General features: G+C 62.8%; 11 protein-coding genes. 8 read left to right on the top strand and 3 right to left on the bottom strand.

The features are described 5' to 3' along the window. Nucleotides 1-477: 477 nt before the first annotated feature. The 5 genes from ABQJ48_RS25510 to ABQJ48_RS25490 all read left to right on the top strand — a co-directional run bounded on the left by ABQJ48_RS25510 (nucleotide 478) and on the right by ABQJ48_RS25490 (nucleotide 5,948). Complete coding sequence (locus ABQJ48_RS25510; RefSeq protein WP_367840735.1) at nucleotides 478-1,992, top strand: mannose-1-phosphate guanylyltransferase/mannose-6-phosphate isomerase; 1,515 nt, start codon at nucleotides 478-480, stop codon at nucleotides 1,990-1,992. 41 nt (nucleotides 1,993-2,033) lie between these two features. Continuing rightward, nucleotides 2,034-3,416, top strand: a complete 1,383-nt coding sequence (locus ABQJ48_RS25505) for an undecaprenyl-phosphate glucose phosphotransferase (RefSeq protein WP_367840734.1) — start codon at nucleotides 2,034-2,036, stop codon at nucleotides 3,414-3,416. Between the two features lie 169 nt (nucleotides 3,417-3,585). Next, on the top strand, nucleotides 3,586-4,647 hold the full coding sequence (locus tag ABQJ48_RS25500) for a sugar-transfer associated ATP-grasp domain-containing protein (RefSeq protein WP_367840733.1): 1,062 nt from the start codon (nucleotides 3,586-3,588) through the stop codon (nucleotides 4,645-4,647). 72 nt (nucleotides 4,648-4,719) lie between these two features. Continuing rightward, on the top strand, nucleotides 4,720-5,043 hold the full coding sequence (locus ABQJ48_RS25495; protein WP_367840732.1) for a hypothetical protein: 324 nt from the start codon (nucleotides 4,720-4,722) through the stop codon (nucleotides 5,041-5,043). 179 nt (nucleotides 5,044-5,222) lie between these two features. Then, on the top strand, nucleotides 5,223-5,948 hold the full coding sequence (locus tag ABQJ48_RS25490) for a haloacid dehalogenase type II (RefSeq protein ID WP_367840731.1): 726 nt from the start codon (nucleotides 5,223-5,225) through the stop codon (nucleotides 5,946-5,948). 81 nt (nucleotides 5,949-6,029) lie between these two features. On the opposite strand, the gene ABQJ48_RS25485 is transcribed toward ABQJ48_RS25490, so the two are convergent. From ABQJ48_RS25485 to prpR, 3 genes are all read right to left on the bottom strand, one after another. Further along, complete coding sequence (locus ABQJ48_RS25485) at nucleotides 6,030-6,359, bottom strand: hypothetical protein (RefSeq protein WP_367840730.1); 330 nt, start codon at nucleotides 6,357-6,359, stop codon at nucleotides 6,030-6,032. Nucleotides 6,360-6,634: 275 nt separating this feature from the next. Then, the gene (locus tag ABQJ48_RS25480) at nucleotides 6,635-7,993 is read right to left on the bottom strand and encodes an MFS transporter (protein ID WP_367840729.1); all 1,359 of its coding nucleotides are present in this window, start codon (nucleotides 7,991-7,993) and stop codon (nucleotides 6,635-6,637) included. A gap of 618 nt (nucleotides 7,994-8,611) precedes the next feature. Next, entirely contained in the window at nucleotides 8,612-10,582 is a 1,971-nt protein-coding gene (prpR, locus tag ABQJ48_RS25475; RefSeq protein ID WP_367840728.1) for a propionate catabolism operon regulatory protein PrpR, read from the bottom strand. A gap of 216 nt (nucleotides 10,583-10,798) precedes the next feature. On the opposite strand from prpR, the gene prpC reads away from it, so the two are divergent. The 3 genes from prpC to prpF all read left to right on the top strand — a co-directional run bounded on the left by prpC (nucleotide 10,799) and on the right by prpF (nucleotide 16,272). Next, complete coding sequence (gene prpC, locus ABQJ48_RS25470) at nucleotides 10,799-11,968, top strand: bifunctional 2-methylcitrate synthase/citrate synthase (protein ID WP_367840727.1); 1,170 nt, start codon at nucleotides 10,799-10,801, stop codon at nucleotides 11,966-11,968. A 378-nt stretch (nucleotides 11,969-12,346) separates the two neighbouring features. Beyond that, a complete protein-coding gene (gene acnD / locus ABQJ48_RS25465; protein ID WP_367840726.1) occupies nucleotides 12,347-14,944 on the top strand; it encodes a Fe/S-dependent 2-methylisocitrate dehydratase AcnD in 2,598 nt (865 codons plus the stop codon). A gap of 140 nt (nucleotides 14,945-15,084) precedes the next feature. Beyond that, nucleotides 15,085-16,272 (top strand): 2-methylaconitate cis-trans isomerase PrpF, encoded by a 1,188-nt coding sequence (gene prpF, locus ABQJ48_RS25460; protein ID WP_367840725.1) that lies wholly within the window; start codon nucleotides 15,085-15,087, stop codon nucleotides 16,270-16,272. The last annotated feature ends 4 nt before the right edge of the window (nucleotides 16,273-16,276 follow it).

Raw genomic sequence — 16,276 nt, 5'->3', positions numbered from 1 at the left:
ATTGGACCGCTTAGCTGAACGGTACCACGGGTCGTCATTGATTTCCACGCTGCACGTCTGCTTCGATCTGCCGGTTTGGCGTCATTCAAACGCTTAAGAAAAATGCCCGACGAGCACGGCCAAAACCTCACCTGTTCGCGCCAGGAATGCTGTGCTGCAGCGTGGGCTGACTATGATTACTTATCGATAACGGCGGTCATGGCATCAGCCGGTCGGCCCCGGTCGACATTGGCGTTGCCACTGCGTGTGGACGTCGCAACCCGCTCACGTGGGTGTTGATTGTCTCCGGCCGAGCGCGGTGCGCGGCCGCGGCGTGCATCTCCGTTCGCTGCGATCCGGATGGCTGGCTATAACAGCTGATACGAACGTCCTGTCATCAATCATATAAGCACGTCTCGGTGCGACTCATGTCGCTACGCGTTTGGCGTAGACGCCCAAACGCCATACCGGGTTCGCTTCACAGTAGAGGAGCTTTCTATGCGCAAGGCTGCGACAGTTGCTCGCGAGACGGACATCGATTCCTTTGGCAACGCCCAGGTGGACTATCCCCCGCTTGTGCAGGTGATTCTCGCGGGCGGGTCGGGCACTCGCCTGTGGCCGGTGTCGCGTGAACAGTTTCCCAAGCAGCTGATCGACGTGATCGGCAATCAGACGTTGCTGCAGGCCACGATGGGACGCATGGCGGGATTTAACAGCACGTGGGACGTCGCGGCCGACCCAATAGTCGTGTGCGGGGCCGAGCATTATTTCGCCACTTACGAACAGGCTCGGGAAATCGGCGTGAATGCGCGCATCGTGGTCGAGCCGGCTCGCCGCGATACCGCACCGGCGCTCACCCTCGCCGCATTGGCCGCGCGTGCTGATGGACAGGACGCGATCCTGGTCGTGATGCCCGCCGACCACGCAATTGCGGATCTGAACGCGCTGCATCGTTCCATCGACATGGCAGCGCGTTACGCGCAATCGGGATCGATCGCTACGCTCGGGGTGCCGCCCGATCGCGTGGACACTGGTTTTGGCTATATCCGGCTCGGCACTGAACTAAAGGACGGCGCGCGCCGCATCGAGCGTTTCGTCGAAAAGCCTGCAACCGAACTCGCCGCTCAATATGTTGAGTCGGGCCAATACTGGTGGAACAGCGGGATGTTCGTGGTGCGTTCGTCCGTTTGGCTTGCGATGATCGAGCGGCTTCAGCCGCAGATCCACGCCGCGTGTGTCCAGGCGTACGGCGGCGCCAGGAAGACCGATGAATGCGTCGTTCCGGACGCGCCGGAATTTCTGCGCTCGCCAGCCGACTCGATCGACTACGCGGTGATGGAGCAAATCGGCAAGCCCAATGTGCCGTTCGCCGGTGTGGTTGTGCCGCTGGTTGCGGGCTGGTCCGATCTCGGCTCATGGGACGCGGTGTGGCAGGCGATGGAAAAGGATGAATGCGGTAATGCGTCCAATGGGCGCGTGCTCTTCGAGGGCGCCACCGCGACCTACGCACGCTCGCAAGGCGGCCGGCTCGTGGCGTGTGTGGGCACGAACGATCTGATCGTGATCGACACGGACGATGCCGTGCTCGTTGCCGACCGTTCGCATGTGCAGGACATCAAGGGACTGGTGTCGCGCATCAAGCGGGACAAATCGCCCGAGGCCGACGCACACAGGAAGGTGCGCCGCCCCTGGGGCTTTTACGATTCGATCGACCACGGCGAGCGTTTCCAGGTCAAGCGCATTGTCGTGATGCCGGGCGCGCGGCTCTCGCTGCAAATGCATCATCACCGCGCCGAGCACTGGGTCGTGGTTAGCGGAACCGCGCTCGTGACGCGCGGAGAAGAACAGTTTCTTCTTGGCGAGAACGAGTCGACTTACATTCCGCTGGGCATACGTCATCGTCTGGAGAATCCCGGCCGCGTGCCGCTGCAAATCATCGAGGTTCAGTCCGGCACCTATCTCGGCGAAGACGATATCGTCAGATTCGACGACAAATATGGCCGTTGCGGCTGAATCGGTTGTATCCAACGGGTGCGTGCTCGCAGGGGGCTGCAATGCGATTGATTACTGGTCTGGTGGCGAGATTATTCGACGTCTCGATGATCCTGGCGGGCGCCTTTGCGGCCTCGCAGATCCGCTTCGACTCCGGTTCGCAGCGAAGCTTCTACCTCGCTTTCGTTGCCTTCGCTGCGGCGTTTTCGCTCGCCGTGTTCCCGGCGCTCGGGGTATATCAATCGTGGCGCGGCCGCTCCAAAAGAGCGCTCGCAGGGCAGGTCGCGCTTGGTTGGCTGATCGTGCAGGGTTGCGCGATGGCACTGATGTTCTCACTACACCGGATCGACTTCGTTTCGCGCCTCTGGTTTGTGTATTGGACAGGCATTGCAGGGGCCGCGATGATGGCCGGCCGCATGGTCACACACATGCTGTTGGGCCGCGTCCGGCATGCCGGCTTGAATTTGCAGCAGGTTGCAGTAGCCGCTTGCGGGGATCATTGCAAAGAGATGATTCGCAAGATGGAAAGCTCACCCGCTGCCGGCTTTCGCGCCAACGCGCTGTATAACGTGCGCCCTGGCAGTTGCGCCGAGATTACGTCGTCCGTGCGGGTCTTTGAGGAGCATGCCGCGTTCGCACGCTACGTTCGCGAGCAGCACATCGGCGAAGTCTGGCTGGCGTTGCCGCTCACCGAAGAGCGGGCGATTCTGAGGCTGGTCGACGAGTTTCGCAATGATCTGGTCAATATACGGTTCATGCCCGATGTGCGCGCACTCGCGCTATTCGAAGGTAGCATGACCGAGCTACTGGGTGTACCCACGATCAATCTGGCTGCGTCGCCTTTACCGCCCAATGCAATGGTGCAGAAGGAACTGTTCGATCGCCTGTTTGCGCTGGTTGCGCTGATTGCAGTGTCGCCCATACTGCTCGCCTGCGCGATTGCAGTGAAACTGAGTTCGCGCGGCCCGGTGTTCTTCAAGCAGTTTCGTAAAGGCGCCGACGGACGGGTGTTTCAGATCTACAAGTTCCGCACCATGCGTCTACACGAACAGAAGCCTGGCGTGCTCGAACAGGCGACGCGCGGTGATCCACGCATCACTAAAGTGGGCGCGTTCCTGCGGCGCACGAGCCTCGATGAACTGCCGCAATTCTTCAACGTGCTGCGCGGCGATATGTCGGTGGTGGGCCCGCGTCCGCACGCGCTGGAACACGACGATCTGTACCAGAACATCGTTTCCGGTTACATCCATCGATACCGCATCAAGCCCGGCATTACCGGCTGGGCGCAAATCAACGGCTTTCGCGGCGAAACCGATCGCATCGAAAAGATGGAAGGCCGGGTGGCGCACGATCTGTACTACTTGCGAAACTGGTCGTTCGGACTGGACGTGAAAATCATTTTCGCGACTATATTCAAGGGGCTTCATCATCCGAACGCTTACTGACGTTAGATGAAGCGTTTATCAATACGGTATAGGAGGAACTACTTCGCGGTGAATGCAGGATGCTGAGCGGATGGGTTACAAGCGGCGTGACGGGGCGGCGATGGCATCCCGACCGGCATATCTGCGCGGGACCGATTAAAAGAGCAAACGGCTACCGGTTGGGCAAAATATGATCTTATTAGACGTTGAAAACATAGCGAGACGATCCGTCAAGAAGGCGGCGCTCTACACATTCCATCGCGGGCACCGCGCCCAGGCGAGGAAAGTCCTGCAACTGCTGGAGCAGAAATATGGCAGAGCCGACCCGGCGACCCTGAAACTGGCCGACACCTATGCACTCGACGTGTTCGGCGACATGGTCTACGCACCGTGGCTGCGCGTCTACGCGGCATTCAGCAGGACGTTCAAGGAAGGCTGGATTCCAGACAATTACTACGGCAGTGTGGTGGTGCCGAACATGAAAGGCTGGTACGGCAAGATATCCAGTCTGAAGTCGATATCGAGGCTGATCCTCGAGGGCGACATGTTTCCGGACGTGGCCTATTTCGCCAACGGCCTTTTTTTCACGGACCACCGTGTGGTGGTGCCGGAGCACGAACTGAAAAGCGTCGTCTTCGAGCATTGCGATCGGGTGGTGTTCAAGACGGATGGCTCCCAGCAGGGCAACGGCGTTTACTTCTTCGACAAAGACAACTTCAATCCCGAAGCGATCAAGTCGCTAGGCAACGGCGTGATACAGAAATTCGTGGTTCAGCACCCTGTGTTCAATGCCTTTGCTTCAAAGTCCGTTGCCACCTTGCGTTTCACGACGGTAGTGGACGATGCCGGTCATATTTCCATTCGAGCATGTTTCCTGCGGCTGGGCCGAGCAGAAGACACCCACATCCGTACCGTCCACGAAGTGTGCGTGCCGGTCAGTCTGGCAAGCGGTGAACTGTGCCGCGAAGGCTACCTGAGCGATTGGGGCGCGACGCAAGAGCATCCGGATTCGAAGGTCCGTTTCGCCGGCGTAGTGGTGCCCTCCTTTACGCAGTGCGTGACAACCGTGCTCGGGTTGCACAAGCAGATTCCGTTTGCGCGCTGTGTGGGATGGGATGTGACGGTCGATGCGGACGGCCACGTCCAGGTGCTGGAGTGGAACGGCGAGCACAACGACGTGAAATTCAGCGAAGCCACGCAGGGCCCGTGTTTCTCGGACCTGAAATGGGAGCGGCTGCGAGTTGCGACTTGAGTGCAAATGTCGGTGGCGAAGGCACTGCGATTCATCTAGCGGGCGATTGCAGAACCGCAATGGAGACGGGACGTGAGCGAACGGTTATGGTGCGTCCATATCGAAGGACTGAACGACTTCATTGCTACCGATTCGCACGAATCGGCGACGCAGGAGGCCACGGTCATCAACGCGTATATCGACAGCGCCGAAAAAGGCCCGCGCGGCGCGCTCTTGCGAGCGGTCGTGATCGAATGGCCGTATGCGCCGCAGGCGCATGCACGCGCGCTTCACGAGGACTTGCATGATCTGCAGCGCATGCCGCAGAGACAGGCTTGCGTGAATCCGCCTGCGAGCGTACTGGGCAATCTCGCACGGCGCGTGAAGGATTTTGTGTCGGCGGGGCGCAATAAATGAGGGCGGAATCTCTTTGACGATTGCCTGATAGGGCGTCTTTGCAATGCTGCCTAACGGGGTGCCGTCAGGCTCGCTCGGGTAGCGTCACGTCCTCGATCAACTCGGCTTGCAGCGCGGATCTTCCCGACAACGCCATTGTCCTTTATCGTCCTAAGCTTTAGTCCGATGAGGAACCCCATATGCAACTGACCGATTTCAATACCCTCACGTTCGACTGCTATGGAACCTTGATCGATTGGGAGAGCGGCATATTCGAAGGCTTGCGGCCGTTGCTGCAGCGCGTCGAGTCACCGCTGACGCGTGACCAGGTGCTCGAAGCGCACGCGCGGCATGAGTCGTCGCAGCAGAAATACACGCCGCATCTGCGTTATCGGGAATTGCTGGCTATCGTGTACAAGCGCCTTGCCGAAGAATGGCGGGTGCCGTACACGCTCGCGGACTGTGCCGCGTATGGCGAGTCCATTCGCAACTGGCCTGCATTCGACGATTCCGCAGCGGCGCTGCACTACCTGCAGCAGCACTACAAACTCGTCATTCTGTCGAACGTCGATAACGAGAGCTTCAGCCATAGCAACGCGAAGTTGCAGGTTGAATTCGACGCGATCATCACGGCGGAAGATGTCGGTTCATATAAGCCGTCGCGGCGCAATTTCGAGTACCTGCTGGAAAAGCTAGGCGAGCGGGGCATTGGCAAGGAACACATCCTGCACACCGCCGAGAGCCTCTTTCACGATCACCAGCCCGCTAACGAGGTGGGGCTTGCGTCTTGCTGGATTTATCGGCGGCATGCGAAGCAGGGATTTGGCGCGACGATGAATCCGGGCTCGCAGCCGAAGTTCGACTTCCGCTTCAACAGCATGGCCGATCTCGTGACCGCGCACCGGGACGCATTACAGCGGGAGTAACGCTGGCGCTCGTCAATGCGGGCTTCATCTACGTCGTGGGAGGCGGCGGGGCTTTCGAGAGCGCCGCGTCGAGACCATGCATCACTGGACAGCTGCCTGCCCGTGCTTGAGCTTCAGACATTCCGACGTGAACGCCATGCTGGCCTGATCGGGCGTCATCGGCGGCGTGCCAGGGCTGAAGATCTTCTGAATGATCGCATCAACCGCTTGCCGGTCGGCCGGGTCCTTGTAGTAGCGGGCCGCCTGGTCGAGAGCCTGGTCCCGGGTCTTTTTGTGCGCGCGCCACGAAGCGACCTGGCCGGCGATATCGCCAAGCGCGAAGCATTGATCGCTGACTGTTCCTGCAACGGCTTGCGCGGCCGGTTGCGCGAGACACGCCGCCAGCAGTGCGGATACGACTACGCGTTTCATTACGGAATCCTGACTTGAGATGAGCGACGGCGCGGCGATGGTGGCATGCGTCATCGCGGCCTCCGCAGGGCAAACAACGGCGTAGTTTATCGGGAAGTGACTTGGGCCGTTTTTTATCCGCCGTTTTCGTACTTGTTCACGCAAGCACGGCGGAAATGCAAAAGCCGCCCGTTGCGGCGGCTTCGAACAATCAATGGGCGATCCAGCTTGCCCGTCGGCAGCCGGCGCCCGCGCGGCGTCGAATTCGACACCGAAGCGAGCGCCCGCGCAGACGCTCAATGCCCGAACGACTCCGCTTTGGACGCGGTGGTTGCCGCGACGTGCGGCCGCGCAGCCTGCTTGATCAGGAGCGCTACGCACGAGAGCAAGCCCGCCACCGCGATGGTCGCGAAGATGCCGCCGAACGTGAAGTGGCGGCGCGTCAGCTCAGCCACGAGGAACGAACCCGCAATCCCGCCAAAGCGCCCGATGCCGAGCATCCACGCCACGCCCGTGCCACGGCCCTCGGTCGGGTAGAACGCGGCGGCAAGCGCCGGCATTGACGATTGCGCGGTGTTCATCAACACGCCGGCGACGAATACGATGAAGACCAGCGCGCCCACGTTGCCGGCCGCCTGTCCGATGAAATACACGCTCACCGCGGTCAGCGCATAGCAGGCCGCGATGATCCGGTTCGCGTTGAAGCGGTCCATCAGCACGCCGCACAGCACCGCGCCGACACCGCCAAGCGGGAACAACGCGGAAATCAGCGTTGCGCGCTGCGGCGGGAGGCCGGCGTCTTTCAGCAGGATCGGCATCCAGTTGATCGACGCGTAGAAGATCACGAGGCCCATGAAGTAGGCCACCCAAAGCATCACCGAACCGATGATGTACGAACGCGACAGCACCACGCCCAGGCCCTTGCTGCCGGTTTGCGGCGCGCTCTCGGTCATCATGAAGGCGCTGGCCTGTATCGCGTCCCCCGAGATGCGCGTAAGCGCCGCGCGAATCCGCTCGACCGGCTTGTTGTTCGCGACCATGTAGCGGACCGACTCCGGCATTTTGGCCAGCAGCAGAATCAACAGCAGCAGGGGAACCACGCCGCCGAGCAGCAGCACGCTGCGCCAGCCGAAATGCGGAATCATCCACGCGGCCAGAAAGCCGCCCAATGCGGCACCGAGCGGAAAGCCGCAGAACATCAGGTTGATCAGGGTCGCGCGGCGGCGGTCGGGGCAGTATTCGCCCATCATCGTCACGGCGTTCGGCATGGCTGCGCCGAGGCCGACACCCGTGACGAAGCGCAGCATGGTCAATTGCCCGATGCCGGTCGAGAAGGCCGACGCGAGGCACGCCGCGCCGAAGAGCAGCACAGAGCCGGTCAGCATCACGCGTCGGCCGAGGCGATCCGACAGCGGGCCCGAACCGAGCGCGCCGCACGCGAGGCCGAACAGAGCCGCGCTCAGCACCGGTGCGAGTGCCGGCTTGGAGATGCCCCATTCGCCGATCAGCGAAGGTGCAATGAAGCCGATCGCGGCCGTATCGAAACCGTCCAGCAGGACGATCACGAAGCACATGAAAAAAACCAGCCACTGGAACGGCGAAAACGGATGCTCGTTGATGAATGTTTGAACGTTCACAGCGGTGCTGCGGCTCATGATGATCTCCTATTGCAAATGCGCGTTGAAACGCACCTTTCCTTTTAACGATCGTACGCGGTTTGAAGCAGTACACGATGCCTGCGTCCGCCGAAAAACGGCTGCTTGCGGCGGCACAGCTAGCGAATCTTGCCGCGCATGCGCCGATCCTGATGCGACGCATGAAGCACGGTACGCTCGACCGGTGTACTGTGCGCGCACAGCCGGAGGTGCCGGCCCCGCGCCTGACTAGCGCTGCTCGATGCCCTCGTCGCACGCGTGTCGCTCTGGCGGGCATGGACTGCCGCGCAGCCGCACAGAACCGTACATGAACTGGCAAACTCAGTGCGCCGTGCAGTCTACAGCAAACTTGTTCGCATAAAGAACTAGCATTCTGTATCCGAACATCGAACTGTAAGTAAGCCGATAGGATCGGGTCAACGCGGGATTACCCGATACGACCTACTGAGGTGGAGGAACAGTTTGGCGGACCGCGCGGGTTGTGTCGTGACCGCCTCCCCATTGCGAACAGCTAGCCGTGTCGTACGTTCAACGAACGGTTCAACGAACGCATTCGCCCCGTTGCAGGCGACCCAGCTAACGCGGCACTGCGCGCTCGATTTCGCCCTGCACGACAGCCTAACGCCCCGCGCTCAACTTTCGCCACAACGTCGTCTTGCTGATGCCGAGTGCTTCGCAGACTGCATCGCGATCGCCGTCGTGGGCGGCGAGCGCGGCGCGGATCTGATCGGCTTCCACATTGCGGCTGCGCTCGCGCAGCGTCAGCGCGGCCGGCTTTGCGGCGCGCGCATGCGCTTCGACGACTTCGGGCGCGACCTCGCGCAGCATCTCACGCGTAAGGACGGTATCGCCTTTCTGCACTGCGCCCACGTCGCTATCAGCGTCAGCGAGTTCAACGGCAATCCGTTCGATCACGTTCTGCAATTCACGCACATTGCCCGGCCATGCATAACGTCGCAACGACGCGCCGAGTCCCGCCAGCATCCGTTCTGCAGCGGCCGCGTCGGGCACGCGCGCGGCGAGCCTCGGTTCGCGCGCCGCGGCCTGCCGCAGCAATTGCGCGGCGAGCGGCAACAGATCGTCGGGACGTTCGCGCAATGCGGGAAGCGCGATGCTCAGGATGTTCAACCGGTAGTACAGATCGGCGCGAAAGCGGCCCGCTTCGATGCCCTCGGTCAGCGCGCGATGCGTCGCCGCGACAACCCGGATATCGACGCGCGTCGGCTCCGTCGAACCGAGCCGCACCACCTCGCGTTCCTGCAGCACGCGCAACAGCCGGCTTTGCAACGACAGCGGCATCTCGCCGATTTCATCGAGAAAAAGCGTGCCGCGATGCGCGACTTCGATGAGCCCCGCCTTGCCGCCCTTGCGCGCGCCGGTGAACGCGCCTTCCTCATAGCCGAACAACTCGCTTTCCAGCAGCGCCTCGGGAAACGCGCCGCAATTGATCGCGACGAACGCAAAGTCGCGCCGCGCGCTCAACTGATGCATGCTCTGCGCGACCATCTCCTTGCCGGTGCCGCTTTCGCCGAGAATCAGCACCGTGGCATCCGACCTCGCGTAGCGCCGCACCAGCGAGCGCACCCGTTCGATCGACGCCGATGCGCCGACGATATCCTCGACCCGATAACGCGCGGCGAACTGCTGCACACGCTGCCGCGCGCGCAGCGTGCGATCGAGCCGCTCGACGGCGCGCGATTCCTGAAACGTCAGCACGGTGCCCGCCGCCGCGCTGCTGCTGGCAAGCGGCCCGCGATGCACGACGTAGCTCGCGCCGCGCACCGTGCAAAAGCTCTCGCCGTCCGCGTCCGGAAGGCTGCCCGCGAGATCGGGTGCAAGGTCGAGCAGCATGCGCCCCACCGCATTGGCCGCGTCGATACCGAGCACGCTGGCAAGACGCTGGTTCATCGCTTCGACGCGCCCTTGCGCATCGAGCGCGACGACGCCATCGCGCAGATGTTGCAGCAGATTGTCGAGCCGTTGACGGCGCACGGTTTCGCGGCGCGTGGCCTGTGCGACTTCGAGCGCCGTGTCGAAAGCGGCCCGCACCGACGCGCGCGAATACAGAAACACCGCGCCCATTGCCGCGTTGGCGGCGAGGTCCGTGACGAGTCCGGGGCCGACCACCACGTCGACGCCGCGATCGCTCAGGTCGAGCACCACGCTTTCCGCGTCCTGCGCGGACTGGTACGACGCCAGCGTGACGTCGAGCGCGTACGCGGCCATGAACCGCCGCACTTCTTCGGGCGTCTCGCCGTGCGTGACGAGCGCGACGCGCGCGCCGTCGCGCCGTGCGCGCGCGAGCGCATGCATCACGTCGAAGCCCGTCGCGTTGATCCGCACGACCGGGACCGTGACGCGCGTTTTCAGATACGCGCCGTTCGAACCGCCCGCAATCACGACATCGGGACGGCCCGCGCCGGCGGCCTCGATCTCTCGCACGGCATCTTCGAAACCGTGTGAGACGATGCGCAGGTCGGCGCGCTCGGCGTATTCGCCGGCGATGTCGAAAAAAAGATCGCGCAGGCGGCTGATGCTGAGCGCCCAGACGCGCGGGCGGGGGGATGGTTCGAACGGAGATGTGCTCAAGGCGGGCGGCTAGCGGCAGAGGGAGAAGTGCGTCCATTATGCGCGCATCCATTTCGAATTCGAAATAACAGTTTCATTTATGAAATCGTGCGAGGCGAAGGCGGCGCCCGGGTTTGCCGTGTATTCAAGCACTTAGCGCCGACAGCCTGTGCTGGCCCGTTCTTTGCGTTTCAGGAGCCGATCGAAAAGCCACACACCGTATCAGGAGAACAACCGATGAGTGAAGCAGACAACAGCACCCCGAACGCAGGCGCATTCAAAGCCAAGAAATCCGTCGCGCTATCCGGCGTAACGGCGGGCAACACCGCACTGTGCACGGTCGGCAAGACCGGCAATGACCTGCACTACCGCGGCTACGACATTCTCGACCTCGCGAGCGCGTGCGAATTCGAAGAAATCGCGTACCTGCTGGTCCACGAAAAGCTGCCGACCCAGGCCGAACTGACTGCCTACAAAACCCGGCTCAAGAGCCTGCGCGGGCTGCCCGCGAACGTGAAGGCCGCGCTCGAATGGATTCCCGCCGCCGCGCATCCCATGGACGTGATGCGCACGAGCGTATCGGTGCTCGGCACCGTGCTGCCGGAGAAAGACGATCACAATCTGCCGGGCGCGCGCGACATCGCTGACAAGCTGATGGCTTCGCTCGGTTCGATGCTGCTGTACTGGTACCACTACTCGCATAACGGCAAGCGCATCGAGGTCGAGACCGACGACGAGTCGATCGGCGGCCACTTCCTGCATCTCTTGCATGGCGTGGAGCCGTCGAAGTCGTGGGTCGACGCGATGCATGTGTCGCTGAACCTGTACGCCGAGCATGAGTTCAACGCATCGACGTTCACTGGCCGCGTGATCGCGGGCACGGGCTCGGACATTTACTCGGCGATCACCGGCGCGATCGGTGCACTGCGCGGCCCGAAGCACGGCGGCGCCAACGAAGTCGCGTTCGAGATCCAGTCGCGCTACCAGACGCCCGACCAAGCCGAGGCGGACATCCGCCGTCGCGTCGAGAACAAGGAAGTGGTGATCGGCTTCGGCCATCCGGTGTACACGATCTCGGACCCGCGCAACAAGGTGATCAAGGAAGTCGCGCGCAAGCTCTCGAAGGAAGCGGGCAACACCAAGCTGTTCGAAATCGCCGAGCGGCTCGAATCGGTGATGTGGGACGCGAAGAAGATGTTCGCCAACCTCGACTGGTTCAGCGCGGTTTCGTATCACATGATGGGCGTGCCCACGGCGATGTTCACGCCGCTTTTCGTGATCGCGCGCACGGCCGGTTGGAGCGCGCACATCATCGAGCAGCGCATCGACAACAAGATCATCCGGCCGAGCGCGAATTACACCGGGCCCGAGAATTTGCCGTTCGTGCCGCTAGCCAAGCGCGTGTAACGGTGGCCGACCACCCATTTGCGAGCCGTTGAGCGTGCAGCAGCAAGCCGAGCAGGGATTGCTTTTTCGTTGCGTCGTCTATAGCACGATGCAATGAAGTTGGGCTCTGGTTCACCAATGCCCTGAGCCAGGGCCGCTTTTTTTGCAGCGGCGACCCGAGCGGCAACGTCGGCCGCAATGCAAACGGCGGAATCGGCGAATCGGCGAATCGTCCAATCGGCGACTACTTGCGCAACCCGTTCAACCGAGCGGCCGCGAACCAGCGAGCTACACTACAAACACTGTCTGACCGACCCGCGAGGAACACGCAGCCCGAAAGCGACAAGGCGCCGCTGCTCGCGATCTACGCCGGCTCATTACTCTCAAGTTTCCCACGCCATGAATAAAGCAAACCGCAAACGCCTTCCCGGCACCCAGCTCGATTTCTTCGACACGCGCGCCGCGGTCGACGCGATCGAGCCCGGCGCCTACGACAAACTGCCTTACACGTCGCGCGTGCTTGCCGAAAACCTCGTGCGCCGCTGCGATCCCGCGATGTTGAGCGCGTCGCTCGAGCAGATCATTAAACGCAAGCGCGAACTGGACTTCCCGTGGTTCCCGGCGCGTGTGGTCTGTCATGACATTCTCGGCCAGACCGCGCTCGTCGACCTCGCCGGCCTGCGCGATGCGATTGCCGCGCAAGGCGGCGATCCGGCGCTGGTCAATCCGGTGGTGCCGACGCAACTGGTGGTCGATCATTCGCTCGCGGTGGAATGCGGCGGTTTCGATCCCGATGCGTTCGCGAAAAACCGCGCGATCGAAGACCGGCGCAACGAAGACCGCTTCGATTTCATCAACTGGACCAAGCGCGCGTTCAGGAACGTGGACGTGATTCCGCCGGGCAACGGCATCCTTCATCAGATCAACCTGGAGCGCATGAGTCCGGTGGTGCAGGTGAAAGACGGCGTGGCGTTTCCCGATACGCTGGTCGGTACCGACTCGCACACGCCGATGGTCGACGCCCTCGGGGTGATCGCAATCGGCGTGGGCGGCCTCGAAGCGGAAAGCGTGATGCTGGGCCGCGCGTCGTACATGCGGCTGCCGGACATCGTCGGCGTGGAACTGACGGGCCAGCCGGGCGAGGGCATCACGGCGACCGACGTGGTGCTTTCGCTGACCGAATTCCTGCGCAAGGAAAAGGTGGTCGGCGCATACCTCGAATTCTATGGCGCGGGCACCGCGCGGCTGACGCTCGGCGACCGCGCGACCATCGCCAACATGGCGCCCGAATTCGGCGCGACGGCCGCGATGTTCTACATCGACGAGCAGACCATCAAGTATCTCAAGCTCACGGGCCGCGACGACGAACTCGTCAAACTGGTGCAGACCTATGCGAAAGAGACCGGCTTGTGGGCCGATGCGCTGAAGCACGCCGAGTACGAACGCGTGCTGAAGTTCGATCTGTCGAGCGTGGTGCGCACGCTCGCCGGGCCGTCCAACCCGCATCGCCGCTTGCCGGTATCCGAACTGGCGGCGCGCGGCATCAGCGGCAAGGTCGAGAACGAGCCGGGGCGGATGCCGGATGGCGCGGTCATCATCGCCGCGATCACGAGCTGCACGAACACCAACAACCCGCGCAACATGATCGCCGCGGGCCTGCTCGCGCGCAACGCGAACCGGCGCGGACTGACCCGCAAGCCGTGGGCGAAGACCTCGCTCGCGCCGGGCTCGAAGGCCGTGACGCTGTATCTGGAAGAGGCCGGGCTGCTGCCCGAACTCGAGCAATTGGGCTTCGGCGTGGTCGCGTATGCGTGCACGTCGTGCAACGGCATGTCCGGCGCGCTCGATCCGGCGATCCAGAAGGAAGTGGTGGAGCGCGATCTGTATGCGACCGCCGTGCTGTCGGGCAACCGCAATTTCGACGGGCGCATTCATCCGTATGCGAAGCAGGCGTTTCTCGCGTCGCCGCCGCTGGTGGTCGCGTATGCGATTGCAGGCACGATCCGCTTCGACATCGAAAAGGACGTGCTCGGTATCGACGCCGATGGCCATCCGGTTACGCTCAAGGACATCTGGCCGTCGGATGCGGAGATCGACGCCATCGTCGCGTCGAGCGTGAAGCCGGAGCAGTTTCGCAAGGTCTACGAGCCGATGTTCGCGGTGTCCGTCGACACAGGCGCGAAAGCCAATCCGCTGTACGACTGGCGTGAGAGAAGCACCTACATTCGCCGTCCGCCGTATTGGGAAGGCGCGCTGGCCGGCGAGCGCACGCTCAAAGGCATGCGGGCGCTGGCGGTGCTCGGCGATAACATCACGACCGACCACCTGTCGCCGTCCAACGCGATCCTGCCGGACAGCGCGTGCGGCGAATACCTCGCGAAGATGGGCCTGCCTGAAGAGGACTTCAACTCGTATGCGACGCATCGCGGCGATCACCTGACCGCGCAGCGCGCGACGTTCGCGAATCCGACGCTCAAAAACGAGATGGTGCTCGAAGACGGCAAGGTGAAGGCCGGTTCGCTTGCGCGCATCGAGCCGGAGGGCAAGATCACGCGCATGTGGGAAGCGATCGAAACCTACATGGAGCGCAAGCAGCCGCTGATCGTGATTGCCGGGGCCGACTACGGCCAGGGGTCGTCGCGCGACTGGGCGGCCAAGGGCGTGCGCCTGGCGGGTGCCGAGGCGATCGTCGCGGAAGGATTCGAACGCATTCACCGCACGAATCTGGTGGGCATGGGTGTGTTGCCGCTCGAGTTCAAGGCGGGTGTGAATCGCATCACGCTTGGCATCGAAGGGACGGAGACATTCGATGTCATCGGCGAGCGCAAGCCGCGTGCCGATCTGACGCTGGTGATCCACCGCGGAAATGGCGAGCGCGTCGAGGTGCCCGTGACGTGCCGGCTCGATACCGCTGAAGAGGTGTCCATCTACGAAGCCGGCGGCGTATTGCAGCGCTTTGCGCAGGACTTCCTGGAGTCGTCCAGGGCGGCGGCTTAAAACGGCTCGGGGCGACGCGTTTGGCGATTCAGTCACGACGCCGCCGAAGTGAACGGTTCAGCGATGAACGTAACGTAACGCAGCACGGGCGGTGTGGCCTCGCAAGCCACGCGGCCTGCTCACTTGAGGACAGGACTTTCATGGCCCATAAGCCGCAGATCAAGATTCCGGCCACCTACATGCGTGGCGGCACCAGCAAGGGTGTCTTTTTCCGCCTGCAGGATTTGCCCGAGGCGGCCCAAACGCCGGGCGTCGCGCGCGACGCGCTGCTGTTGCGCGTGATCGGCAGCCCCGACCCGTATGGCAAGCAGATCGACGGGATGGGCGGCGCGACGTCGAGCACCAGCAAGACGGTGATCGTCGGGAAAAGCAGCAGGCCCGGCCACGACGTGGACTACCTGTTCGGCCAGATGTCGATCGACAAAGCCTTCGTCGACTGGAGCGGCAACTGCGGCAACCTGTCCGCCGCGGTCGGCCCGTTTGCGATCAGCGCGGGGCTGGTGGACGCCAGCCGTATTCCGCGCGATGGCGTCGCCACCGTGCGCATCTGGCAGGCCAACATCGGCAAGACGATCATCGCGCACGTGCCGATGACCGATGGCGCCGTGCAGGAAACCGGCGACTTCGAACTGGACGGCGTGACGTTTCCCGCCGCTGAAGTGCTGCTCGAATTCATGGATCCGGCCGCGGAAGAAGAGGGCGCGGGCGGCGCAATGTTCCCCACCGGCAATCTGGTCGACGATCTCGAGGTTCCGGGCGTGGGCACGCTGAAAGCGACGATGATCAACGCGGGCATTCCGACCATCTTCGTCGACGCGCAGGCCATCGGCTACACGGGCACGGAATTGCAGGACGCGATCAACAGCGACCCGAAAGCACTGGCGATGTTCGAGACCATTCGCGCGCACGGCGCGCTACGCATGGGCCTCATCAGGCATCTCGACGAAATCGCGACGCGTCAGCACACGCCGAAGGTCGCGTTCGTCGCGAAGCCGGCCGGCTATGTGGCGTCGAGCGGCAAGCGCGTCGGCGCCGGCGACGTCGATCTGCTGGTGCGGGCCATGTCGATGGGCAAGCTGCATCACGCGATGATGGGCACGGCGGCAGTGGCAATCGGCACTGCGGCGGCGATTTCCGGCACGCTCGTGAACCTGGCGGCCGGCGGCGGCGAGCGTGAGGCGGTGCGCTTCGGCCATCCGTCAGGTACGCTGCGGGTCGGCGCGCAAGCGAGCCGGAAGGATGGCGAGTGGACCGTCACCAAGGCCATCATGAGCCGTAGTGCAAGAGTGTTGATGGAAGGGTGGGTGCGGGTGCCGCAGGCAGGCTGAGGGC

This window comes from Paraburkholderia suaedae (genome assembly GCF_040812055.1).
Lineage (GTDB): Bacteria > Pseudomonadota > Gammaproteobacteria > Burkholderiales > Burkholderiaceae > Paraburkholderia.
The sequence above is the reverse complement of the archived record's forward strand: the minus strand, read 5'-3'. Positions and strand labels throughout refer to the sequence as shown.

Bases quoted from the DNA above. Each gene is read 5' to 3' on its own strand.
- ABQJ48_RS25510 (WP_367840735.1), top strand. From the start codon at position 478: ATGCGCAAGGCTGCGACAGTTGCTCGCGAGACGGACATCGATTCCTTT.
- ABQJ48_RS25505 (WP_367840734.1), top strand. From the start codon at position 2,034: ATGCGATTGATTACTGGTCTGGTGGCGAGATTATTCGACGTCTCGATG.
- ABQJ48_RS25500 (WP_367840733.1), top strand. From the start codon at position 3,586: ATGATCTTATTAGACGTTGAAAACATAGCGAGACGATCCGTCAAGAAG.
- ABQJ48_RS25490 (WP_367840731.1), top strand. From the start codon at position 5,223: ATGCAACTGACCGATTTCAATACCCTCACGTTCGACTGCTATGGAACC.
- ABQJ48_RS25485 (WP_367840730.1), bottom strand. From the start codon at position 6,359: ATGAAACGCGTAGTCGTATCCGCACTGCTGGCGGCGTGTCTCGCGCAA.
- ABQJ48_RS25480 (WP_367840729.1), bottom strand. From the start codon at position 7,993: ATGAGCCGCAGCACCGCTGTGAACGTTCAAACATTCATCAACGAGCAT.
- prpC (WP_367840727.1), top strand. From the start codon at position 10,799: ATGAGTGAAGCAGACAACAGCACCCCGAACGCAGGCGCATTCAAAGCC.
- acnD (WP_367840726.1), top strand. From the start codon at position 12,347: ATGAATAAAGCAAACCGCAAACGCCTTCCCGGCACCCAGCTCGATTTC.
- prpF (WP_367840725.1), top strand. From the start codon at position 15,085: ATGGCCCATAAGCCGCAGATCAAGATTCCGGCCACCTACATGCGTGGC.